The sequence below is a fragment of the Chitinophaga sancti genome, from assembly GCF_034424315.1.
GTDB lineage: Bacteria > Bacteroidota > Bacteroidia > Chitinophagales > Chitinophagaceae > Chitinophaga > Chitinophaga sancti.
On sequence record NZ_CP139972.1, the window covers coordinates 815,829 to 840,652 of the forward strand.

Sequence of the window (24,824 nt, forward strand, 5' to 3'; positions counted from 1 at the left end):
TGAATGCCTCTGTAAATATATAAATATTATTAATAACTAGTTGTATTTCACTTTTATAAAACTTTTCCACAATCTTTTTCCACAAGGATGATAGGCAGAATAAAGCGTATGGGTCTTTTCCTGGATATAATGCCCCTTTTTATGAAATACTTTTGATATTCCTTTTAAATGCCCGGGGCCTGCAATTCTGGTACAGACGGCATCCAAATAAATCTGAATATCGTTATCTTGCCGCCTCAAACTTAGCAGATGCGCAAATTTCGTTACACAAATCTATTCCTGGTGCTGGCTTGCCTCACTGCCACCACAGCAGTAGCGCAGCCCGGGCAATCAACAAAATGGAGCCGTGACGGGCAATATATTTATCAGCCATCTATCAGTTCTATCGTTGCGGTAAAGCTCTCGGATGGTTCCCAAACAGAAAAAGTTCCAGGCAGGTTATTGACCCAGGGTAATTACCAGATCAGGATCCGCGACTTTGACTTCTCTGCTGACGAAAAGAAACTCCTTGTGTATGCCAACGCTGAACGTGTATGGCGCTACGATACCCGCGGGGATTATTATGTACTGGATCTCAGTAATAATAACCTGAAGAAAATCGGTGCAGACCTGCCGCCATCTTCCCTCATGTTTGCCAAGTTTTCGCCCGATGCCACACAGGTAGCTTACGTAAGCGGGCATAACCTCTACGTGGAGGATCTGGCTACCGGCAAGCGCAAGGCCCTGACTACAGACGGTACCCGCCGCCTCATCAACGGTACTTTCGACTGGGCCTATGAAGAAGAATTCGGTTGCCGCGATGGCTTCCGCTGGAGCCCTGATAGCAAGTCTATCGCCTACTGGCAGATCGATGCCACCAGGATCAGAGACTTCCTCATGATCGACAACACTGACTCTATCTATTCTTACACTGTTCCGGTAGAATATCCGAAAGCAGGTGAAAGCCCTTCTGCCTGTCGTGTGGGCGTAGTAGATATCGCTACTGCCAAGACCACCTGGCTGCAGGTTCCCGGCGATGCACAGCAACACTACATTCCCCGCATGGAATGGGTACCTGGCAAAAATGACCTCATCCTGCAACAGCTAAACCGCAAGCAGAATGAAAGTATCCTTTTCCTCGCGAACGCTGCTACCGGCAAAGCCACTTCCTTTTATAAAGAAACAGACTCCGCCTGGATCGACGTGAAATCCCGCTGGGATGAACGCGATATCAGTGGCTGGGATTTTCTTGCCAACGGACAGTCATTCGTTTGGGTAAGTGAAAAAGACGGCTGGCGTCATCTCTATACCGTAGATATGAAAGGGAAGGAGCAGTTGATCACGCCAGGTAACTACGATGTAATCAACCTGCTGAAAGTAGACGAAGCACACAAAGTAGCTTACATCCTCGCTTCACCGGACGATGCTACCCAGCAATATCTTTACAAGGTTTCCCTGGATGGTAAAGGCAAGCCGGAGCGCATCTCTCCGCTGTCAGAACCAGGTACACATGGCTACGAAATTTCTCCGGATGCACAGTATGCACTGCATGATTTCTCTAACCACTACTACCGCAATCAGCAGGAAATAGTGAAGCTCGCTACACACAAAACCGGCGAGGGAGAGCAGATCTATAAAGACATTATCAGTTCCCGCCGTATCCAGAAACAGGAGTTCTTTAATGTAACGACTGTAGATGGTGTAACGATGACAGGCTGGATGGCGAAGCCTAACAACTTTGACTCTACGAAGAAATACCCTGTTGTATTCTATGTATATGGTGAGCCGGCCGGTGCTACCACGCTGGATCAATACGGTGCAGGTTACAACCACCTGTACAATGGCGATATGGCAGCAGATGGTTACATCTATGTTTCCCTGGATAACAGAGGTACACCACAACCTAAAGGCAGAACATGGCGCAAGGCGATCTATCGTAAGGTAGGTATTCTGAATGCACGTGACCAGGCAATGGGGGCGAAGGAGCTGTTCAGAGAACACAGTTATATGGATACTTCCCGTGTAGCCGTATGGGGTTGGAGCGGCGGCGGTTCTATGACACTGAACCTGATGTTCCAGTATCCTGAAATATACAAGACAGGTATTGCAATTGCTGCCGTTGGTAACCAGCTGACCTATGATAATATTTACCAGGAACGGTACATGGGATTGCCAGCGGAAAACAGGGAGGATTTTGTGAAAGGATCACCAATCACTTATGCGAAGAACCTGCGAGGGAACCTCTTATATGTACATGGTACAGGTGATGATAATGTACATTATCAGAATGCGGAAATGCTGCTGAATGAGCTGATCAAATATAACAAGATCTTCCAGTTCATGGCTTATCCGAACCGTACGCATGGTATCAGTGAAGGCGAAGGTACCAGGAGACATTTAGCTAATTTGTATACTAATTATTTGAAAGAGCATTGTGCGCCGGGTGCCAGGTAATAAAGGAACCTCGTATTTGCAGTTTATTTGAAAGATCACTATGTCAGTACATAGAACTCATTTCATAATAGGTGTTTGTAATTGATAATCAATACTCAAATGGTAATTATGAAATGAGTTCCAGTTAATATAAGTTATGTCAAGAAGTAAGATTTTCGGAATTATCGCTGTTGTAGTTGTGATTGTATGTGCATTCCTGCCATGGATTACCGTTGGAAGTAAAACCGGCCCCCTGGATTTTACCGGGTTGAATACTTTTAATTCCAATTTTGGTGAACCCGGGAAAGTAAATGTTTTCTTTGGCGTGGTGGTGGGACTCCTGTTTTTGCTGAAAGGGAAAATGGCGCCAAGGATCAATCTTTTCCTTGCAGCATTTTTAGTAGCGTGGACGTTCAGAAATTTGTTGCTGTTCAGCAGGTGTGAGATGGGAGAGTGCCCGGAAAGGCATGTTGCCTTGTTCCTGTCATTGGTTGCGTCACTGGGCGCTTTTGTTGCTGTGATGTTTACAAATAACGGACGGCCTGCAGAGAAAAAAGAGAATTAAGAAATTGTGAGGGTTTTCATGAATATTGCATGAGTGAAAACCCTCGAAAATATACCTTAACGAAAGATCATCGCCATGATCCAGGCACCCAAATAGACGGCTCCTGTATACCCGATATTTCTCAATATCATTGGTAATGCCGGCTGGCTGGTCATCCTGGATTTTATAAAGCTGAATATGACCATCAGCACAAAACAGCATGTTACACTATTCTGTGCGGCCCGGTAGAAATTCTCATTTTTGAGATAAGGGAGTAATGGCAGAATGCCTCCCACCAGGAAAAAGATCCCTGTAGTTACTGCACTCAGCAGTGCACGGCCCAGATTGAAATGGGTCACTGCCACCTGTTCTTCCTGTAACGTATTTTCCCAGTCATTAGCATCTTTCTCCATTTCGCTGGCAATATCGGCGATGATGTGATGCCCTATTTCCAGGTCTTCCAGTTTCCGGCGTTCTTCGGCAGAAAGTGTTCCCACATCATGCTGGGTATCGCCTTTGTTGGCATAGTAAGCGGTGATCATGACCAGCAGGCTGCCTATGAGCCAGATCATGGTATTGATGGTATAGAACCGCTGAACTGTGATGTCCAGGTCGTGTGACAGGAAGGTGGTGAACAACAACAGCAGCAGGCCTTCCGGAAAGCCTATGATGAAATCTGTCTTCCAGCCGGTACTTCGGATAGCTTTAATATTTTCGGACATGTAGTGGGATTATAGGTTTGTCGTTTACGAACATACCATGACTTTTCAGCATTTTAATGCGAATATGCCTTCAAGGAACATGCCTGACTTTATAAGATCTCCAGACTACGCCCTATTATTTCCACACTTTCCTTCACCTGTGCGGCGGTGATGAGCAAGGGTGGCGCAAACCTGATTTTATCTCCATGCGTTGGTTTGGCCAGGAGGCCATTTTCTTTCAGTGCCAGGCAGAGATCCCAGGCCGCTTCCGGGTTTGCGTGATGGATGACAATGGCGTTGAGGAGTCCTTTCCCCCGGATGCTGCTAATATGTGGGGAGGCGAGTGCTGCCAGTTCTGTTCTTAACAGTTCTCCCATGGCCGCTGCATTTTCAGCCATCTTTTCTGTTTTCAATACTGTCAGCGCAGCCATGGCCACCTTGCAGGCAAGCGGGTTTCCTCCATAGGTGCTACCGTGTTCACCTGGTTTGATGGTGAGCATAATCTCATCATTGGCCAGTACGGCTGCTACCGGCAGCAGGCCACCAGACAAGGCTTTACCGAGAATGAGGATATCCGGGCGTACGTTTTCATGATCACATGCCAGCATTTTACCGGTGCGTGCAAGGCCGGTTTGAATTTCATCTGCAATGAAGAGCACCTGGGCATCTTCGCAGTATTGACGGGCTTTGGCGAGGTAGCCTTCATCAGGCACCACTACGCCGGCTTCGCCCTGGATGGGTTCCAGTAAGAAGCCAGCCACGTTTTTATCCTGCAGCGCTTTTTCCAGCGCAGGCAGGTTATTATAAGGAATCACTTCATAACCGGGCATAAAGGGACCAAAATCAGTGCGGGAGCTGGGATCAGTGCTGAATGATATGACGTTCAGGGTACGGCCGTGGAAATTATTGGCACATACAATGATCTTAGCCTTGTTTTCAGGGATGCCTTTTACAATATATCCCCAGCGACGGGCCAGTTTCAGGGCCGTTTCGACAGCTTCCACACCGGTGTTCATGGGGAGGACTTTGTCGAAGCCGAAGTACCCGGTGATAAATGCTGCGTATTCACCCAGGAGGTCATTGTGAAAGGCACGGGAGGTTAGTGTCAGTTTTTGCGCCTGATCAATGAGTGCCTGCACAAGAACGGGGTGGCAGTGACCCTGGTTGACGGCGGAGTAGCCGGACAGGAAATCGTAATATCGTTTACCATCTACGTCGTAAAGGAATACACCTTCCCCGCGGTCGAGTACTACAGGGAGCGGGTGGTAATTATGTGCGCCGTATTGTTCTTCCAGTTCCAGGTAATGCCGGGTCTTTTCACTTATCTTGAATGATTGTAACATACATTACAAAAGTAAGGTTTATAGCGAAGGGTTTAGGAAAAATCGCTTCCGCCTTTGGCAGCAACGATTTTTCCGCAGATCCTTATCGGCCTTTGGTCGGCCGGCAATGAATTTAAAGCAGATCAGTTTTTTAGTTTTGTGACCAGTTGGATGTATTCTTCCATGGCAGCTTCCGAGGTTTTCCCTCTCAATTCCTCCCATGCCTGGTACTTCGCCTTTGCTACAAAATCAAAAGGATTGGCAGGTGGCTCTGCCGTATTATCTCCCTCGGTAGCCTGCTTATACAGGGAATATAATTGTAATAAGATCTCATTAGAGGGCTTTTCAGACAATGTCTTGCTGTCGGCAACGGCTGTTTCGAATTGGGTTTTGAGGTCCATTTTATAAGTTTGTATTAAATATAGCCAAAATAGTATGAAATACCCGAACCCGGCATATTCAGGAATAGCAAAATTTAAATACCTTTGCGGCTTGACGCGGGGCGGAAGAAACGTCTTGTTTTATAAGCATATATGAAGAATATCAGGAATTTTTGCATCATTGCGCACATTGACCACGGTAAAAGTACATTGGCCGACAGGCTATTAGAGCATACCAAGACCATTTCTGAAAGGGATATGCAGGCGCAGGTCCTCGATGATATGGATCTCGAAAGAGAAAAGGGTATTACTATTAAGAGCCATGCCATCCAGATGAACTATACGTTCAAGGGTGAACAATATGTATTTAACCTCATTGATACCCCCGGTCACGTGGACTTCTCTTACGAAGTATCCCGCGCACTGGCTGCCTGCGAAGGTGCACTGCTGCTCGTAGACGCTGCCCAGGGTATTCAGGCACAGACCATTTCCAACCTGTACCTGGCACTGGAAAACGACCTGGAAATCATCCCGGTTATCAATAAAATCGATATGGAAGGGGCTATGATCCCCGAAGTAAAGGACCAGATCATCGAACTGATCGGCTGTAAGGAAGATGAGATCCTCCTGGCCTCCGGTAAGACCGGTATCGGTATCGAAGAGATCCTGGAAGCGATCGTAACCCGCATTCCTGCTCCAAAAGGTGACCAGGAAGCACCATTACAGGCGCTGATCTTCGATAGCGTTTTCAACTCCTTCCGCGGTATCATCGCTTATTACAGAATTTATAACGGTATCATCAAAAAAGGTGAGAAAATCCGTTTCGTAAATACCGGTCAGGAATACTTTGCCGACGAGGTGGGTGTACTGAAACTGGGCCTTTCCCCTCAGAAAGAAGTGAAAACCGGTGACGTAGGTTACATCATCACCGGGATCAAGAACGCCAAAGAGGTAAAGGTGGGTGATACCATCACCAGCATGGCCAACCCTTCCCTGGATGCTATCAAAGGTTTCGAGGAAGTAAAGCCAATGGTATTTGCCGGTATCTTCCCGGTGAACACCGAAGATTTCGAAGAGCTTCGTGACTGTATGGAAAAACTCCAGCTGAACGATGCCTCCCTCACTTTCGAACTGGAAACATCCCAGGCCCTGGGCTTTGGCTTCCGATGCGGATTCCTGGGCATGCTGCACATGGAAATCATCCAGGAAAGACTGGAAAGGGAGTTTAACCAAACGGTGATCACCACTGTACCGAACGTAAGCTTTATTGCTTATACCACCCGTCAGGAGGTCGTACTGGTAAACAACCCTTCCGAAATGCCTGATCCAAGCCGTATCGAGAGAATCGAGGAGCCATGGATCCGTGCACAGATCATTACAAAACCAGATTATATCGGTAATATCATGACCCTTTGCCTGGGCAAGAGAGGACTGCTCATCAACCAGAGCTACCTGACACCTACCCGTGTGGAGCTGATCTTCGAAATGCCGCTGACCGAAATCGTGTTTGACTTCTATGATAAACTGAAGAGCCAGACCCGTGGTTATGCATCATTCGACTATTCTCCGATCGGTATGAGAGATTCTGATATTGCGAAGATGGATATTCTGCTGAATGGCGATAAGGTGGATGCACTGAGTGCGTTGATTCACCGCAGCCGTGCGCAGGACTTTGGACGTAAATTGTGTGAAAAGCTGAGAGAATTGCTGCCCCGTCAGCAGTTTATGATCGCGATCCAGGCGGCTATTGGTGCGAAGATCCTGGCGCGTGAAACCATCAGTGCAATGCGTAAAGATGTGACCGCGAAGTGTTATGGTGGTGATATCTCACGTAAGCGTAAACTGCTGGAGAAACAGAAAGAAGGTAAGAAGAGAATGAGGCAGATCGGAAACGTGGAGGTGCCACAGGAAGCGTTCCTGGCGGTACTGAAACTGGACGAATAGTCTGTATTGGGTGCTTTAAAATAGGTATTAAAAAGTTAGTAGGCTGTGTTGTAATGACACAGCCTATTTAATTTGGTGGCAGTGGTCTTCGCCCGCGGCCCGCTTAGAGATTTTAGGATAGGCATAAAAAAGCCGGTCGTATAATATGCGACCGGCTTTTTAAAATAAGTTTATTATTATGCTAACTGCTTCTTAGGATGGAAGGAGATCTGCCTGATCAGTTCCCATGCACCAAACAGTACCGCACTAAAGAAGATATTACCGAGAATACCATTCAGCGCAAAGCTGCTGAACAGGTCTCCCTGTTTGTAGAAAGGAATACCGGCTGCATAGCAGGCAACCAGGCCACTGAGCGTATGCGGATATAAATTGGTAGTAACGAAAGTACCAAGGTTGGTAATTAAAAAGAAAAGAACACCCGTACCGATGCTGGCAACCAGGATGGTAAGTGCGTCTGCTTTTTTAATACGGGTTGCGATCCAGGTGATGAGCAGGAATGCGCCGTATACAAAGAAGAGCTGACCGATGTAAACGCCATATAAGGCCTGTACATTGGTGAACATCTGAAGGAAAAGATCACTCAGGAAAAGGGTAAGGATGGGTAACAGATAAGCCAGGCGTTTGTTGCGGATCATCATGCCACCAAAGAGCGCCGAAGCACCGATGGCGTTAAAGTTCCATAACTGGAGATTGGTGGTGATGACACGGCTGATAATAGCCAGGAAGATCAGTACAGCGATCATTATGTATTCACGGGTATCTTTCTTCATTTGATCAGTTTATTTGTGCAAATATAGGGATATCAAATAAAAAATCGCTTCCACTGAAGGCAGAAGCGATTTTTTATTAAATAAAATTCAATTATTAAATTAAGCAGGAACCCCCGCTTTATAAATAACAACTTCATCCTTAGATTCAATCTGGTAGCTTGCATTATACAGCGCTGCCACAGATTGTCCTTTCGCTACCGGCAGGTTTACACCTCCTTCGCCTGTCACTGTAGCACTACCCTGGAGTACCAGCAGAATTTCTGTAGAAGTGCTGGTATGGTCATATTTCTGACCCGCTTTCAGCTCAATACGGCTTACTACAAAATCAGGTGCAGGTGAGGCATAAATGCTTTCCAGGCCACCTTTTACAGCATCTCCTTTCAGGATTTTTGGATGTACAGCTTCGAAACGGGTATGTTTCAGCAATTCTGGTACATCGATATGCTTAGGGGTAAGGCCACCGCGTAAAACGTTGTCAGAGTTTGCCATCAGTTCCACATTCTGGCCTTCGAGATAGGCATGTGGGATACCAGCATCCTGGAATACAGCCTCACCTTCATGTACTTCCATAATATTAAAGAAATAGATGGAGAAGATCCCTCTATCCAGTCTGTCGAGGCCCTGTGGATCGTTCGCGATTGCACGACCAGTCCAGAAGGCCGGATCTGACTTGTGCAGGGTACCCGCCTGGTAAGCAGGCAGTACTCTTTCCGCCAGCGGACGAAGGAATTTATTCACTTCTTCCTGTGGCAGTTCCATCACTGCTTTGTACAGGCCATAGTAACCATCTTTTTCGAAGATAGGTGCCAGGCTGGCAAATTCAGGAACGGTTGTGAGTACTTTTTTCAGTTTATCTTCAGGCAGGAAGCCATGGAGCAGCCAGAATTCGCTGAGGGCTACCATGATCTCCGGCTTATGGTTGGCATCTTTATAATTACGATGTGATGCATTCAGCGGGATGCCAGCTTCATTCTCGCGGGCAAATCCTTTTTCAGCTTCTACTTTTGTAGGGTGCACCTGGATAGACAACATGTCTTTTACATCGAGGATCTTAAACAGGAAAGGCAGTTCGCCGAAGCGATCCCATACTTTCTGACCGAGGGCCGCGGTAGGATCAGCTTTGATCAGTTGGTCGAGTGCAGTGGTCTGACCATCGGTGTCGATTTTAGAAGGGGCACTCTGGTGTGCACCCATCCAGTATTCTGCGCTGGGATTGTTTGTTTCGGGGATGCCCAGGAGTGCCGGGATATAATGGAAACCACCCCATGCATAATTTTGAACCTTACCTACCAGCCTGAATAGTTTCTTATCACTCATATCTTATGCGTTATAATTGTTTATTTTCAATAACAGTGAACCTGAAAAATTTCCTCAAAGGAAGCTAAAAAATAATCAATATCCAATGTTCACCCATCTTGATTTAGGTAAAAAAGGCGAGGAAATTGCACAGGCGCATTTTTTAGCGCAGGATTATATCATTTTGTGTACCAACTGGAAGATGGGGCGCAGGGAGATTGATTTGATTGTGCGGAAAGAGGAGTGTTTGGTATTTGTGGAGGTAAAGACACTGATCTCTGATTTATGGGGGTACCCTGAGAAGAATGTGACACCGGCAAAAATAAGGGCCATACAGGCGGTGGCAGATGGCTATATGAACAGAATGAAAATCTTACCTAAAAGGATTCGTTTTGATATTGTTTCCATTACGTTCAGGAAGGATGGGAGCCATGAATTGGTGCATTTCGAAGACTGCTTTTAAAAACGAACCAGGATTATCTTTTGCTAAAGGCGAAAGATAATCCTGGTTGGGAGGTCTGGCCTGCGGCCGGCTAATGGTTGCCGTTACAGACTACCAGATACCTGTATAATTATGTGGCGTAATCGCCTTCAGTTCTTTCTTCAGACTTGCACTAATCTTCAATCCATCGATGAATTTATGCATTGTCTTCTGCGTAATCTGATCTCCACCACGCGTCAGCGCTTTCAGCGCCTCGTAAGGCTGTGGGAAATTCTCCCTGCGCAGCACGGTCTGAATCGCTTCTGCTACTACGGCCCAGTTATTTTCCAGGTCATCATGCAGTTTCGCTTCGTTCAGGATCAGCTTTTCCATTCCTTTCGCCAGTGATTTCAGTGCGAGGATAGAATGGCTGAATGGAACGCCCACATTTCTCAAGACAGTAGAGTCAGTGAGGTCACGCTGTAGGCGGGAAATAGGCAGTTTTGCACTCAGGTGCTCAAACAGTGCATTTGCCAGGCCCAGGTTACCTTCCGCATTTTCGAAATCGATCGGGTTCACTTTGTGCGGCATGGCAGAAGAACCTACTTCATTTGCCTTGATCTTTTGTTTGAAATAATCCATAGAGATATACTGCCAGATGTCGCGGCTGAAATCTATCAGGATGGTATTGATACGTTTTAAGGTATCGAATTGCGCAGCAATGTTGTCGTAATGTTCGATCTGGGTGGTGTATTTCATACGCTGTAAGCCCAGGGTATTGTTCACGAACTTGTCACCGAACTTCTCCCAGTTGATCTTAGGAAATGCTACGTGATGCGCATTGAAGTTACCGGTAGCCCCACCGAATTTAGCCGCAAAAGGAATATCGCCCAGCAGTTTCACCTGGCCTGCCAGTCTTTCTGCAAATACCAGGATCTCCTTGCCCAGGATGGTTGGAGAGGCCGGCTGACCGTGGGTACGTGCCAGCATGGGGATCTTCATCCATTGTTTGCCTAATTTCTTCAGGCCCAGGATCAGGTTAGCAATAGCCGGCATATATACATGCTCGATCGCTTCTTTCCAGAATAATGGGGTAGCGGTATTATTTACGTCCTGGGAGGTCAGCCCGAAATGCACCCATTCCAGTTTATCTTCCAGGCCAAGGCCTTTCAGTTCGTTCTTAACAAAGTATTCTACAGCTTTTACATCATGATTCGTCACTTTCTCTGTATCCTTGATCAGCTGGGCATTTTCTACCGTAAATTCCTGATAAATTTTGCGGAGGGCCGGTACCTGGTTCTTGGGGAGGCTGAACAACTTCTGCTCGGAGAGGGCGATGAAGTATTCAATCTCTACCAATACGCGGTAGCGGATCAGGGCAAATTCAGAAAAATAAGGGGCCAGTTCTTCCAGTTGTTTGCGATAACGCCCATCCAGCGGGGAAATGGCGGTCAATGATTGTAATTGCATACTAAAATTTTATTGTTTAGTAAAGGGTGGTTTTCGCCCCTTACAGGATACATATAGCTAAAATGTGCTAATTTAGCCGGCAAAATTACTGAAATTGGAACGGAAAGTAAAAGTAGCGGCAGTAAGTTATTTGAATACCAAGCCATTATTATTTGGATTTAGGAATCATCCGGTGATGAACATGATGGAGCTGAGCGTGGATTATCCGGCTAAGATAGGCCAGCAGCTGATAGATGGGATTGTTGACGTCGCGCTTGTGCCGGTGGCAGTGATACCGAAGATGAAAGAGTACCACATTATTTCAGATTATTGTATTGGAGCTGAGGGGCCGGTTGCTTCGGTTTGCCTGTTCTCAGATGTTCCCTTGCATGACATTAAGCGGATTTATCTGGATTATCAGAGCCGGTCTTCAGTGGCGTTGTTGAAATTGCTGGTGAGGGATTACTGGAAGCTGGATGTGGAGTTTATTCCTACTACAGGTGATTATGAGGGGAATATCAAAGGAACGGATGCTGGTTTAGTGATTGGAGACAGGGCGTTTTTACAGCGGAAGGTGTCTCCTTATATTTATGACCTGGCGGAACATTGGATCCGGTATACGAGTTTGCCGATGGTGTTTGCGGCCTGGATTAGTAATAAGCCATTGCCGGTGGAGTTTATTCAGCAGTTTAATAATGCGAATGGGATAGGGGTTAATAATATTCCGGCAGTAGTGGCGGAGAATCCTTATGGGGAATATGATCTGACGACGTATTATGTGAAGAACCTGAGTTATCCGCTGACGCCTTCAAAAAGGCAGGGCCTGAATAAGTTCCTGGGGTATTTACAGCAATAAGCGCATATTTAAATAGCAAAGAGAAAAGCTTCCGTCTTTGGCGGAAGCTTTTCTCTTTTGGAGAGATGCCTGCGGCAGTAATGCCAATAGATTGAGAGCCTGCGGCCAGCTGGCAACAGAAATCCAATTATTTTCATTAAATTAGTTACCCACTAATCACGGAAGCATGAAAATAGGTATCCTGGGCAGCGGTCCCGTCGGCCTTACGCTAGGTGAAGGCCTTGTCAGGGCAGGGCATGAAGTGATCCTCGGCACACGTAACCCGGCCAAAGAATCTCTGCAACAATGGATACGCAAAATAGGTGGCCACATTACAGCCGTGCCTTTCCGGGAGGCAGCCGCCCAGGGAGAATTACTAGTCATCTGCACCAGTTGGGCAGGTACACAAAAAGCCATTGAGTCCGCCGGACTATGGAATTTCAAGAATAAAGTTGTTGTTGATGTCACTAACCCGCTGGATGGAAAAGGACCTGACCAGCAGGGAAGGCTGAGCTTTTCTATCGGACACACCAATTCTGCCGGTGAGCAGTTGCAGGCATGGTTACCTCCAGATGCACATGTTGTAAAAGCATTGAGCTGTATCGGTCATGAATCCATGTTCCGCCCCCAGCATGAGCAGGACGCACCTACCATGTTCATCTGTGGAAATAAAAGACAGGCGAAAGCCACCGTGACGGAATTACTACAGCAAATGGGCTGGATTGATATTGTGGATATGGGCAGTATTGAAATGAGCAGGAATATAGAGCCATTGAGTATTTTGTGGTATGCGTACGGGTTTAGAACCGGTACCTGGCAACATGGGTTTAGGCTGGTGAAGAAGCCGTCGTGAAGGAAGAAACCGTCCTGAGAGAAAAGGAGAACCCTATTTCAGGAAAAAACATTCATAAAAGATAGAACTCGCCTATAAGAATGAACTCATTTTCGGGGAAAAGTCATTCATGAAAGGCAGAACTCACCGATAAGAAGAAGTACATTTTCAGAGAAACGGCATTCATGAAAAGCCAACAGCAATAACCCCCCTTTCCCCCAAAAAAAGGCCTTCCTGAATAGCTCAGAAAGGCCCACATAACCGGTTTAGATCTGTTTGATATTAATATAAAAATTCGGATCCACCTTAAAGTCCTTCTTATTCGTCAGCGTGAACTGTGTTGACTGCCAGTGCTTACCCGGATAAATAAACTGATACCCCCTGTCATTCAGCGTCACCTTCACCGGCATGTCAAAATTCTCCACATCTGTCACCCACCTGAACTGCAACTCATTCCCATTAAAATGATACTCCAGCGTAGGGATCGTCGTATGCATCAAATACTGCTCAAACACCTTCTTGAAATTCATCTGCGTCATGTAATTCAGGTAATCCAATATATCTTTCGTCGTCACCGTCTGGTGCCAGAAAGTCTGGTTCATCCCCCGCAGCACATCCCTGAACACATTATCATTGTTTATGATCTGCCTGATGGTATGCACCATATTCCCCCCCTTATAATACATATCCCCACTACCTTCCGCATTTACCCCATAAGGCGCAATAATAGGAATGTCATTCCTGATGTTCTGACGCACTCCTATGATGTACTCGAACGCCGCTTTCCTGCCAAACTCACACTCCGTATACAAGGTCTCTGAATAGTTTGTAAACGCCTCATGGATCCACATATCCGCCAGGTCCTTGCTGGTGATATTATTCCCAAACCACTCATGCCCACTTTCATGCACAATGATAAAATCCCATTTCAAACCCCAGCCGGTGCCGGAAAGGTCACGCCCCTTATAACCCCAGCCAAAGCCATTGCCATAAGCCACTGCACTCTGGTGCTCCATGCCTAAATGCGGGGCTTCCACCAGTTTGTAACTATCCTGGTAGAACGGATATTTGCCAAACCAGAACTCAAAACATGCCAGCATTTTCTTCACTTCCGCAAAGTGAATGGTAGCGGTATCCACATTATAATCCAGCACCCAATAGCTCAGGTCCAGTTTACCACCCTCACCGTTATAGGTATCCTTGATCTCTTTGTAATTCCCGATATTCAGGGCCACGTCATAGTTATTGATCGGGTTCGCCACATACCAGATATAAGTATCGGTACCATCTTTATTAGATACCTTCTTTTTCAGCCGGCCATTCGAAACATCCACGAGGAAGTTCGGCACGGTCACCGCTATCGTCATATCATTCGGCTCGTCAGATTGTGTATCCTTATTCGGCCACCACACACTCGCGCCCAGGCCCTGGCAGGCAGTCGCGATCCACGGACGGCCATCTTTATCTTTACGCCAGATGATACCGCCATCCCAGGGTGGATTCACCGCCGTTTTAGGACGACCATGGAAAAAGATAGTCACTTTCTTGGTAGCTCCTTTCGGCTGCTGCGCCAGTGTACGCACCATTACCGCATCGCCATCACGTTCATACGCCAGCTTCTGTTTATCCTGCATCACACTATCCACTTCCATTGGCAATTGCAGATCTATCTGCATAATGCTGTCGGGCTTATTGATAAAATAGGTAATCGTATTAGAACCCCCCAGGGTACTATCCTGGGCATTCAGGGCCACATTAAGTTCGTAGTTCTGTACATCCCACCATTCCCGGGCAGAAGTAATTGAACCACGGAGTGTATCCGCATGGGTGAAGGTCCGCTCCTGGGCGCCAGCCGAAAGAGCTGTAGCCATAGCCATTAAAAGCAACAATAAGCCACGCATAGAAATTAATAGTTTTATAATGGAAAGATATTAATTTTCAGTTTAATGAGCATACAACGTTTTTTAATAATATGGACCGTGGTATTCGGATTGAGTAGTTGTCATCCGGCGCAGACTGAAAAAAGAATGGTATTCCGCTATAACACTGTCGATGGTATTGCCACCCTTGATCCCGCATTTGCAAAGAACCAATCCATCATCTGGGTAGTCAAACAACTCTATAATACCCTCGTGGAACCCGATCAGCAATTGCAGATCAAACCCTCCCTGGCCCAAAGCTGGGAAGTGTCTCCCGATGCCAGGGTCTATACCTTTCACCTCCGTACCGATGTTTTCTTTCATGACAACAAGGTTTTTCCCGGCGGCAAAGGACGGAAGATGATCGCCAGCGATGTGGTATATAGCCTGAAACGGATCATGGACCCCGCTACCGCATCTGCAGGTGCCTGGATCTTCAATGGCAAAGTGGATCCTGACAAAGGTTTTGAAGCAATCAACGATTCTACCTTCATACTCACCCTGTTACAACCCTTTCACCCGGTATTCGGTATCCTCAGCATGCAGTATTGCTCCATTATTCCCCACGAAATCGTAGAGAAATACGGCAAGGATTTCAGGAAACATCCCTGCGGTACCGGCCCTTTTCAATTCGATTACTGGGAGGAAGGACAAGCTTTGGTGTTACATAAGTTCCCGCATTATTTCGAAAAAGGACTACCTTATTTAGATGCCGTAAAAGTCAGTTTTCTCGATAACAAAGCAACGGAGTTCCTGCTCTTCCGCCAGGGGCAATTGGATTTCATGAATGATATTGATGCCAGTTTTAAAGATGAAGTGCTGAATAAAAAAGGCGAACTGAAAAAAGAGTGGGAGGGGAAGATGATCCTGGACAAAACGCCGCAGCTGAACGTAGAATACTTCGGCTTTCTCTTAGACAGTAATAAAACACACAACTCACCCACGCGCATTAAAAACATCCGTTTAGCCATCAACTATGGCTTTGACAGGGCCAAGATGATCACTTTCCTCAGGAACGGGATCGGTACGCCCGCCAATGCCGGCTTCATCCCCGCAGGCTTACCCTCTTTCGATACAAGTAAAGTAAAAGGATATAGTTATAACCCTGCCAAAGCGAGGCAGTTACTGAAAGAAGCCGGTTATCCCGGCGGCAAAGGATTGCCCCCCATCAAACTATTATCTATTCCCGTCTATGAAGATTATGCAAACTATGCCGCCAACCAGCTCCAGCAAATTGGGATCAAAGTGCAGGTAGAAGTATTGCAAAAAGCATTATTGCTGGAACAAACGGCTAAGTCTGACGCCCTCTTTTTCAGAGGTAGCTGGCTGGGCGACTATGCCGATGCAGAGAATTACCTCGCCGTATTTTACAGCAGGAACCCCGCACCCCCTAATTACACCCGCTATAAAAACCCCGCCTTCGACAAACTCTACGAAGCTGCCTTGCAGGAGAATAACGATAGCGTCCGCTATGACCTTTATAATCAAATGGATAGGATGATTGTAGCCGATGCACCCGTGGTGCCCCTGTTTTATGATGAAGTCATTCACCTGGTCCAGCCAAAAGTACAGGGAATGGAAAACAACGGACTGAACCTGCTTGAATTGCGCAAAGTGAAGATAGTAGAATAAACTTTAACATTTCATTGCACCTTATCTATAGCCCGATCCGGGTCCTGGTGAACTATCGCTATGGTTCTGACGTATTTAATGAAGGTAATTAGATTATCTTCGCCCACTTATTGATCAAAAAATTAAAAGAGTTAATGACAGCGATATTGATATTTTTCTTCGCGCACTGGTTCCTGTCGCTTTTCTTCCACACTTTCTTTCTGCACAGGTATGCATCCCACCAGATGTATACAACAAACAAATTCTGGGAAAAAGTATTCTACTTCTCCACCTGGTTCTTCCAGGGAAGTTCTTACCTGGTTCCCCGTGCGTATGGCGTGATGCACAGAATGCACCACGAGTTCAGTGATACTGAAGAAGATCCGCATTCACCACACTTCTTCAAGGATGTATGGGCAATGATGGTACATACACGTAGCATGTATAATGATTTCCTGACCGGCAAGCGTGTTGCTGATGAAGAGTTTACAAAAGATCCACTGCCCGTGTGGAATGCAATGGATAAATTCGGTGACAACAACATTACCCGTTTAGCGTGGATGGCCATTTATATTGGCTTTTATGTAGCGTTTGCACCCAATCTGTGGTGGTACCTGTTACTGCCTGTTCACTTCCTGATGGGGCCTGTACAGGGCGCAGTGGTAAACTGGTGTGGTCATAAATATGGTTATCATAGTTTTGATAACGGGGATCGTTCAAAAAATACTTCTCCATGGGGTATCCTGCTGTTAGGGGAGTTGTTCCAGAATAACCACCATAAGTTTAAGGACAGCCCGAACTTTGCTAAGAAATGGTTTGAGTTGGATCCAACTTACCCGGTAATGAGACTCATGCACTTTGTAGGGATCATTAAGATAAAACCGAAAGAAGCTAAAGTGGTCAGTATGAAAGCCGCCGCTTGATAAAATAAACAAGAAACGCTCTCGCTCCGGCAAGAGCGTTTTTTTTTATACCCTTGTCTGCCGGCCCCCTGTAATCCATCTCAATACGTTCCCGGCATCTTCGACATGCAATAGCTGGCTGGCAATGCGAAGGAACTGAATAGGCCGGATACCGCTGTGATCAGCGAAAGCCTATTTCGCTGGTGTACAGGGGAACAGGCCCCAAAAATGGAATGCCTTTTTATATGAATCTTCCCCTATCTTACAAATAAATATCCCCTAATGAAACAACTATTGGTTTTACTCGTACTCCTGTTAATTCAGTTAACCACTTACGCCCAAACCGACAAAGAAAAGATACTATTGGTGGAAAAGAGCCTGGTCGGTACTATTCAATTAGAAGGCGAAACACCCTGGACGATAGCGGAACGAATGACCCATTACAAGATCCCGGGCCTAAGTATAGCCGTTATACAAAATCATCGGCTCATATGGGCAAAGGGATATGGATATGCAAATGATAGCCTGAAAACGCCGGTTACAACTCAAACCCTCTTTCAGGCCGCCTCTGTGAGCAAATCCTTAAATGGGGTCGGTGTGCTCAAACTGGCGCAGGATAAAAAACTAGACCTGTATAAGGATATCAATACCTACCTTACCAGCTGGCAATTCCCTTATGATAGCCTGGCTAAAGGTAAAAAGATCAACACCGCCAACCTGTTAAGTCATACTGCTGGTCTGACAGTACACGGTTTCGAAGGGTATACTCCGGGTACGCCCTTGCCGACCATCGTACAGATCCTGGATGGTGTGAAACCCGCTAACTCAGCCCCTGTCCGTTCCATGTTCGAGCCAGGTTTGAGATTAGAGTATTCAGGCGGGGGCATCACCATATCCCAGTTGATTGTCATGGATGTGACCCATATGCCCTATGCCGATTATATGAAAAAGGCAGTGCTCCAGCCTTTAGGCATGACGGGCAGTACTTTTTCCCAGCCACCTGCAGATGTCAAACCTGCACTTCTTGCCACCGGTCATAGCGGAGATGGAAAACCCATGGAAGGAAATTACCACATTCACCCCGAAGAAGCTGCTGCCGGTTTATGGACCAATCCCACAGACCTCGCAAAATTTATTATAGAAACCCAACTGGCCTATGAAGGAAAATCTTCCAAAGTACTGAACCAGGCAAGCGCTCAGCTCGAACTGACTCCTTATCAGAACAAGCAGGGGGCATTAGGTGTGTTCATTGACATTTACCCTGACAGTACCACCTACTTTGGACATGGTGGCGCAAACATAGGATTTCGCTGCCAGTATTTCGGAAGCCTGAAGGATGGCAATGGCATAGTGGTGATGGTCAACTCTGATAACGGGAACATTTTACAGGAAGTGATCAATAGTGTGGCAAAAGTGTATGGATTTAAAGGCCTGTATCATTCCACTGTTAAAAAGACTGTCGCGGTAACAGATACCGTATTACAAACTTATGTTGGAGATTATCAGCTGGGTCCAAACATGGCTTTATCAGTTTATAAAGAGGGGAAAAGCATTTATGCCCAGGCTCCGGGGGAACCAGCTCTTGAATTGATCCCGGAAACGCAGACGAAGTTTTTCCCAAGAGAATTTCCCGCACTCATCGAGTTCAAAAAAGACGATACCGGTAAGGTAAATGCCATAATAATTTCGCACAACGGGCAACAGCAGGAAGCGAAAAAGATCAGGTGATACAAATAATAAAAGAGCTGCCTCATATACGAGACAGCTCTTTCTATTTAAAATTTCCTGTAATAACCATACTTCGCTATCCCCAGCATCGCCCTGTCTCCATCCGTATCCCCATAAGCAAATACATCCTCATATCCACCCAGATCAAAGGTCTGCTTAATCCGCTCCACCTTTTCAGGACCATTGCAATTCAAACCATGTATCTTCCCGGTAACCAACGCATTGCGTATCTCTAAGCGGGTACCTATACATACAATTCCCAGGCTGCTGCACCAGGGTTCTACCCAATCTTCTGCTGATGCGGTAACCACTGCTACCTGGTGCCCCTGCAATAAATGTTGCCTGATCTCCCGCAGGGCATTCTCCTTCACTAAGTCCGGTAAGCGATCGCGGCAAAATGCGGCACACTTATTTCTAAAAGTTTCTGCCTTAGTACGGCCAAAAAAATACCGGAACACCATCTCCTTCATCCGCTGGGTAGAAATCAGTTTTAACTTAAAAGCCACCAAAGCAGGAGAGAGCAGCACCAGTCCCGTATACAAACCCGTGCTACCCTTGTGGTACCGGATGATCTCAAACAAAGTATCCTTCGTGGTGATCGTTCCATCAAAATCAAAAAACGCGATCGAGGGCTTCATTATAGTTTTAGTTTTTTGAAAATGCCTTCAGGGATCGACTTGATGATCAGCATAATATATTTCCAACACCATTTGGTATACAAAGTATTCTTTTTCCGCTTAGCTGCCTTGTACACATCGCTGGCCACATCCTGTGGTTGTGCGGTGAGCAATGCCGGCAGTTTCAGGTGCTCCGTCATGCGGGTATACACAAAACCCGGTTGCACACTCAGCACATGCACGCCCTTGTGAAAGAGACGGTTACGCAGCCCACTCAGGTAAGCGGTAAACCCGGCCTTGGCACTGCCATAAATATAATTGCTCTGGCGACCACGTTCACCCGCTACAGAGCTGATCCCCACAATAGTGCCCGCACCTTTTGCAGCATAATCTTCAGCAACGACATTTAAAATAGACACCGCACCGGTGTAATTGGTATGAATAATACGGGCGGCTTCTGACCAGTTGGCCTGTGCCTTTTCCTGCTCACCCAGGTAGCCAAACACACAGATCGTGATGTCCGGTTTTACGGGCAGTCCCGCATAAAAAGCAGCGTGACTATCAAAATTGGTCGCATCAAACACAAAGCTGTCCGCTTTGACCTGGTAACGAATTTGCAGATCCTGTTGTAAGGGGTAAAGGGAATCAATGTTCCGGGCGGCCAGCTGAATATCGTATTTCTCGCCGGCAAATTGTCGGGCAATAGCAACAGCTATATCCGATCCCGCGCCCAGTATGAGTGCAGTAGGCATATGATGATGTTCGGTTAAAACGGTGAATTGATGTATTGACCTGTTCTGATGCTGATCGCCTAAGATCGAATCCCAACTAGCCAGAACTTGAAAGCCCAGGTAACTGATCGCCTAAGATCGAATCCAAACTAGTCAGAACTTGAAAGCCCAGGTAACTGATCGCCTAAGATCAAATCCCAACTAGTCAGAACTTAAAAGCCCAGGCAACTGATCGCCTAGATTAAATCCAAACCAGCCAGAACTCTCTCGCTCCAGCCAACAAAACAAGTCAATTCCCTGATTGAATTCATTGATACCCACCTGTTCAGAATAGGTATCAATGAATATCATTAAGATAGTGTAGGATTAATTGATCCCCAGTCGTTCGGATTGTACAGAATGGAAGATCTTATCACCATTATACGCTTTTACAATTTCTGCAAAACGCTGTGCATTGGGATAACTCTGCCAGAATACCTCCTTCTTCATCCGGGCATCTTTGGAAAGGTACAACCTTCCACCGTATTGCAGCACCACTTCGTCCAGTTCATCCAGGAAGGCAAAGAGCCCTTTGCGCACCGGGAAATCCAGCGCCAGGGTATAACCTTGTCTTGGGAATGAAATCAGGTCGTCCTGGTGACCAAATACTTTCAGCACCGCAAGGAAAGAACCCAGTCCTGCATCGCTGATGCGCTTCAGGATCTCGACCAGCCCTTCTTTCTTATCCAAAGGCAGCACGAACTGGTATTGTACAAAACCAGCCTTGCCATAACCTCGGTTCCAGTGCAGGATCGCATCCAGGGGATAAAAGAAAGGTTCGTAAGGGATCACATTGTTGATCTCTCTTTTGGTATTCTTTGCGTAATACAGCCAGTTGAAGGCCTTTACCGTGAAGGTGTTGAGGGCAAATGATGGAAAATTGAAGGGAACTGAAAGCGGGCGTTTATCGGGCAGACTCAGTGGCGCCGCCGCCTGCTGCGTATTCAATTCTTCCTTTGTAGCATGTTCACCAACAATGAGAATACCGCGGCCAAAACTATCGCCTTTTTGCAGGCAATCGATCCAGGCCATGCTGTAGGTATACTGATTATATTCTTCGAAAAGGCGGATCAGTTCATCGAGGTTTCGCGCCTTGACCTGCTTCTGTTTGATATACGCAGTTTCAATTTTCTTGAGGCCGAACTTCACACGGGTAATGATACCGGTCAGCCCCATGCCGCCGCAGGTAGCCCAGAACAGATCGGGCAGTACCTCCTTCGAGCAGGTGAGGATTTCCTTTTTACCTGTGATCACGTCCATATCAATGATGTGGTTCGAGAACGAGCCCTCTGCATGGTGATTCTTACCATGAACATCGGAAGCTACAGCACCACCTACGGTAATAAACTTTGTACCGGGAGTGACAGGGAGGAACCAACCCTTAGGTACCACGACCTCCAGGATCTGGTCTAAGGTGATACCCGACTGGCATTCGAACACGCCGGTCGACGTATCGAACTCCAATACCTTGTCAAACTTAAGAGTGGAAACACTATTGGTAGCCAGCGAGGCGTCACCATAGCAGCGGCCATTGCCGCGGGCAATGATGGAAGAATGTGAGGATATCATATCCTCAACCTGATCTACCTGCGTAAATGTTGTCTCATCGCAGGAGATGACGGGGTAATTGCCCCAATTTGCTAACCGTTTTTCCATTACTCAAAAAAACTTTTGTTAGTGGGTAAATAAATAAGCACATAAAAACTCAGCACCCACAGGAGTATGGTTAATTGTATGAAACGGTCTTTGTATAGGATTTTGGTGGGAGAACCAGTATTGTTCTCTACGTAAGTTATTTGCAAATATCGTAATAATCCGCCAATAACGAACAGGCAGGTATAGTAAAGACGGTAAGTTTTGAAGCGGGCCATGGTTTCAGGTGCCATAGTATACATCAGGTAAGCCACGATGATCACGGCTGATACCAGTGCCAGCATCACGTTCATGAAGTCCAGGTTGTAGCCTGCAGCGGCTTTCCGCATTTCCTGACCCGTACTGGTTTTGATCAGTACATCGTCACGACGCTTGGCTACTGCCATAAAAAGTGCCAGCAGGAAGACCATGATCATGAGCCATTCAGAGACCGCAACATTCGCAGCCACCCCGCCTGCCTTTACACGCAGTACAAAGCCGGTAGAAAGAATCAGGATGTCGAGAATACTGATGTTTTTAAGTCCGAATGAATATAGCAGGTTGATAACGAAGTAAATACCTGTTACAAACAGGAACTTGGGCTTCACATACCAGGCCAGAAAGCCACCTACCACCAGGCAAACTACAAAGAATACCAGGGCCATTGGTTTGGAGATAGCTCCGGAGGCAATAGGTCGTTTGCACTTGACAGGATGCTTGCGGTCAGCCTCCACATCATTATAATCGTTAATAATATAAATACTGCTGGCAATAAGGCTAAATGCCATGAACCCGATGAATAACTCGACGACTTTGTTCAGGTCGAAAATTTCGCCTGCGAAGAAAAGGGGAATGTATAAAAACAGGTTCTTTGCCCAATGGGAGGGGCGTAATAATTTTAAATATTGCACGGGGATAAGATCTTAATAACCGTGCCAATATACGATGGAAAATGGAACAATTGCGCTTGAAAAAGCTATTTTCCGGTTAATTCTCCTATTTTTGGTCCGTTCAATGCAATTTTACACTCGTTTTTATCCCCGTATTTGTATGCCGTCAACTTATGCTCCGTTTAGCCGTAAGAGCGCTTTTATTACTGAATTGGTAATTATCATCGGCCTGGCCTTGTTCCCCCTTTTCGTTCCCTTACCGTATAGGGTCAATATCTTTTTGTCATGGGAAGGAGCATACCGCATTTCCCAGGGCCAGTTGCCCTACCGTGATTTCGGGTTGCCATTAGGTTATGGTTTCTGGATCGTACCGGCCTTGTTCTTTAAGATCTTCGGACCTTACCTCGTCTCCCTGGTCAAAGCCCAGGTATTCATGAACATCGTGGCAGGTATTGCCTTCAGGTCAGTGCTGAAAAGCCTGGATGTAAAACCGGTGATCAGGGTGCTCTCCGTATTGTTGTTCGTATTATCTTATTCACTCTTTAATTTCTGGCCATGGTATAACCAGACCGTGATCGTGTATGAGTTGGTAGGTCTGGCCTTTTTGTTCCGCTATTTAATGGGGCCACAGGGGCGCATCAGGTTCCTGCATTTATTCCTCGCGGCCCTGTTTACGTTTTTGTCCTTCTTTACCAAACAGGATGGCGGTGGCCTCGCGCTCCTGCTATCACTGGCATTGCTGGCGTATAACAGTCTAAACGAGAAGCGGTTATGGGAGCTATCTTTGTATCTTGCTTTCTATGGTTTGATCGCGGCCATCTTTATTGTGCCCTTTTTACACTATGGGTTTGGATATTGGTTTAACCACGGACAGACACCCCATAACAGCCGTTTGTCACTGTACGACATTATTTCTGAGCTGCTGTACCAGTCACAATGGATCAAGTTCTATATCGTGATGATCGTGATTGTACTGATCCCTTCATTTAAGCAATTCAAATCCTTCTGGCAGGATAAACAGGCCATGTTATTCACCCTGCTCACGCTGGGCATCCTGGCGGAATCGGCTATATTCCAGGTCACCAGCTACACGCCGCCGGACAATAATATCTTCTTCCACGCCTTTGCCTTTGCATTCATTGCATCCAGGTTGGTGGTGCAACTGCATATTGATCTGAGCAGGAAAGCTACTTTCGGTACAGCCGCATTGCTGGTGTTATTATGGTGGTCTGGTACCTTCTGGAAGTATTTTGATAAAGTGACTTCCAGGTTACTGCCGCATGGGGAGTCCGTAAAACTGCCTTCGCTGAAAGCAGATACTTCGTTCACCGCCTTCGAACCAACAGTCAGTAAAACAGGGGAAAATGTGGTTTCCCGGAGTAATTATATGATCGAATGGGACACCACGGACATACCTACTTCCAAATGGATCTTCTCTGATCTGAAGGCTTTCAAAGGCATCTATATGCCCCCGCAAACGGTGGAAGGCATGCGGAAAATCATGGACCTGCCAGTAGTGAAGAATCATAAACAGGAGCTTAAAGTATTGAACATGACAGAGTTAACGCCGCTGGCCGCAGAAATGCCTTATGTGCCGGAAACGGGAGCGGATAATCCCCTCTGGTATCACCTGGGGGTGGGCATGTTCAATAAACAGCTGGCAGTGTTTACGCAGAAGGTGAGGAACCAGCATTATGATGTTGTGCTGTATGAATATGCACCGGAGAATAATAACTTTTTCCCCTTTGCATTACGGTATGAACTGGAGGCACATTATAAGAAAGTGGATGTGTTCCTGGCGCCGAGAAGGCCGACGCATGCGATTATCGAGGTGTATGTGAAGGAATGA

21 protein-coding genes are annotated in these 24,824 nt (G+C 46.5%); 10 read left to right on the top strand and 11 right to left on the bottom strand.

What is annotated here, in order from left to right:
* Positions 1-249 precede the first annotated feature (249 nt).
* Positions 250-2,433, top strand: coding sequence for a S9 family peptidase (locus U0033_RS02975; RefSeq protein ID WP_083571382.1), 2,184 nt, complete (start codon positions 250-252; stop codon positions 2,431-2,433).
* Positions 2,434-2,569: 136 nt separating this feature from the next.
* Complete coding sequence (locus tag U0033_RS02980; RefSeq protein WP_072357753.1) at positions 2,570-2,977, top strand: hypothetical protein; 408 nt, start codon at positions 2,570-2,572, stop codon at positions 2,975-2,977.
* Between the two features lie 56 nt (positions 2,978-3,033).
* Here the strand turns inward: U0033_RS02980 and U0033_RS02985 are convergent, their stop codons facing one another.
* The 3 genes from U0033_RS02985 to U0033_RS02995 form a co-directional block, all read right to left on the bottom strand.
* Positions 3,034-3,678, bottom strand: coding sequence for a VIT1/CCC1 transporter family protein (locus tag U0033_RS02985; protein WP_072357750.1), 645 nt, complete (start codon positions 3,676-3,678; stop codon positions 3,034-3,036).
* A gap of 89 nt (positions 3,679-3,767) precedes the next feature.
* Positions 3,768-5,000 carry an ornithine--oxo-acid transaminase gene (gene rocD / locus U0033_RS02990; protein ID WP_072357747.1) on the bottom strand — a complete coding sequence of 411 codons (1,233 nt, stop codon included), beginning with the start codon at positions 4,998-5,000 and terminating at the stop codon, positions 3,768-3,770.
* Between the two features lie 122 nt (positions 5,001-5,122).
* Positions 5,123-5,380: an acyl-CoA-binding protein gene (locus U0033_RS02995; protein WP_072357742.1), complete on the bottom strand. Its 258-nt coding sequence runs from the start codon at positions 5,378-5,380 to the stop codon at positions 5,123-5,125.
* 132 nt (positions 5,381-5,512) lie between these two features.
* Between U0033_RS02995 and lepA the strand changes: the two genes are divergently transcribed.
* Positions 5,513-7,303, top strand: a complete 1,791-nt coding sequence (gene lepA / locus U0033_RS03000; protein WP_072357739.1) for a translation elongation factor 4 — start codon at positions 5,513-5,515, stop codon at positions 7,301-7,303.
* Positions 7,304-7,479: 176 nt separating this feature from the next.
* Here lepA and U0033_RS03005 read toward each other — a convergent pair whose 3' ends face one another.
* Together U0033_RS03005 and manA are read right to left on the bottom strand one after the other, a co-directional pair.
* Positions 7,480-8,073, bottom strand: coding sequence for a DUF6580 family putative transport protein (locus U0033_RS03005; protein WP_072357736.1), 594 nt, complete (start codon positions 8,071-8,073; stop codon positions 7,480-7,482).
* 99 nt (positions 8,074-8,172) lie between these two features.
* Positions 8,173-9,390, bottom strand: a complete 1,218-nt coding sequence (gene manA / locus U0033_RS03010; RefSeq protein WP_072357732.1) for a mannose-6-phosphate isomerase, class I — start codon at positions 9,388-9,390, stop codon at positions 8,173-8,175.
* 85 nt (positions 9,391-9,475) lie between these two features.
* Between manA and U0033_RS03015 the strand changes: the two genes are divergently transcribed.
* On the top strand, positions 9,476-9,832 hold the full coding sequence (locus tag U0033_RS03015; protein ID WP_072357729.1) for a YraN family protein: 357 nt from the start codon (positions 9,476-9,478) through the stop codon (positions 9,830-9,832).
* A 90-nt stretch (positions 9,833-9,922) separates the two neighbouring features.
* Here U0033_RS03015 and purB read toward each other — a convergent pair whose 3' ends face one another.
* The gene (purB, locus tag U0033_RS03020) at positions 9,923-11,260 is read right to left on the bottom strand and encodes an adenylosuccinate lyase (RefSeq protein ID WP_072357726.1); all 1,338 of its coding nucleotides are present in this window, start codon (positions 11,258-11,260) and stop codon (positions 9,923-9,925) included.
* Positions 11,261-11,354: 94 nt separating this feature from the next.
* Between purB and U0033_RS03025 the strand changes: the two genes are divergently transcribed.
* Together U0033_RS03025 and U0033_RS03030 are read left to right on the top strand one after the other, a co-directional pair.
* Complete coding sequence (locus U0033_RS03025; RefSeq protein WP_072357723.1) at positions 11,355-12,095, top strand: menaquinone biosynthetic enzyme MqnA/MqnD family protein; 741 nt, start codon at positions 11,355-11,357, stop codon at positions 12,093-12,095.
* Positions 12,096-12,261: 166 nt separating this feature from the next.
* Positions 12,262-12,927, top strand: coding sequence for an NADPH-dependent F420 reductase (locus U0033_RS03030; protein ID WP_072357720.1), 666 nt, complete (start codon positions 12,262-12,264; stop codon positions 12,925-12,927).
* A 245-nt stretch (positions 12,928-13,172) separates the two neighbouring features.
* Here the strand turns inward: U0033_RS03030 and U0033_RS03035 are convergent, their stop codons facing one another.
* Entirely contained in the window at positions 13,173-14,807 is a 1,635-nt protein-coding gene (locus tag U0033_RS03035) for a M1 family metallopeptidase (protein ID WP_072357717.1), read from the bottom strand.
* Between the two features lie 45 nt (positions 14,808-14,852).
* Between U0033_RS03035 and U0033_RS03040 the strand changes: the two genes are divergently transcribed.
* From U0033_RS03040 to U0033_RS03050, 3 genes are all read left to right on the top strand, one after another.
* Positions 14,853-16,457, top strand: coding sequence for an ABC transporter substrate-binding protein (locus U0033_RS03040; protein WP_072357713.1), 1,605 nt, complete (start codon positions 14,853-14,855; stop codon positions 16,455-16,457).
* 134 nt (positions 16,458-16,591) lie between these two features.
* Complete coding sequence (locus U0033_RS03045) at positions 16,592-17,359, top strand: acyl-CoA desaturase (protein ID WP_072357710.1); 768 nt, start codon at positions 16,592-16,594, stop codon at positions 17,357-17,359.
* A 261-nt stretch (positions 17,360-17,620) separates the two neighbouring features.
* Entirely contained in the window at positions 17,621-19,066 is a 1,446-nt protein-coding gene (locus tag U0033_RS03050) for a serine hydrolase (protein WP_072357707.1), read from the top strand.
* Between the two features lie 47 nt (positions 19,067-19,113).
* Here the strand turns inward: U0033_RS03050 and U0033_RS03055 are convergent, their stop codons facing one another.
* The 4 genes from U0033_RS03055 to U0033_RS03070 all read right to left on the bottom strand — a co-directional run bounded on the left by U0033_RS03055 (position 19,114) and on the right by U0033_RS03070 (position 22,996).
* A complete protein-coding gene (locus U0033_RS03055) occupies positions 19,114-19,704 on the bottom strand; it encodes an HAD-IB family hydrolase (RefSeq protein WP_072357705.1) in 591 nt (196 codons plus the stop codon).
* Complete coding sequence (locus U0033_RS03060; protein ID WP_072357703.1) at positions 19,704-20,435, bottom strand: SDR family oxidoreductase; 732 nt, start codon at positions 20,433-20,435, stop codon at positions 19,704-19,706. Before U0033_RS03060 ends, U0033_RS03055 begins: the two co-directional genes overlap by 1 nt.
* Positions 20,436-20,780: 345 nt before the next feature.
* Positions 20,781-22,109, bottom strand: coding sequence for an FAD-binding oxidoreductase (locus tag U0033_RS03065; protein WP_072357700.1), 1,329 nt, complete (start codon positions 22,107-22,109; stop codon positions 20,781-20,783).
* Positions 22,109-22,996, bottom strand: a complete 888-nt coding sequence (locus U0033_RS03070; protein ID WP_072357698.1) for a decaprenyl-phosphate phosphoribosyltransferase — start codon at positions 22,994-22,996, stop codon at positions 22,109-22,111. Before U0033_RS03070 ends, U0033_RS03065 begins: the two co-directional genes overlap by 1 nt.
* A gap of 139 nt (positions 22,997-23,135) precedes the next feature.
* Between U0033_RS03070 and U0033_RS03075 the strand changes: the two genes are divergently transcribed.
* Positions 23,136-24,824, top strand: a complete 1,689-nt coding sequence (locus U0033_RS03075) for a hypothetical protein (RefSeq protein ID WP_072357696.1) — start codon at positions 23,136-23,138, stop codon at positions 24,822-24,824.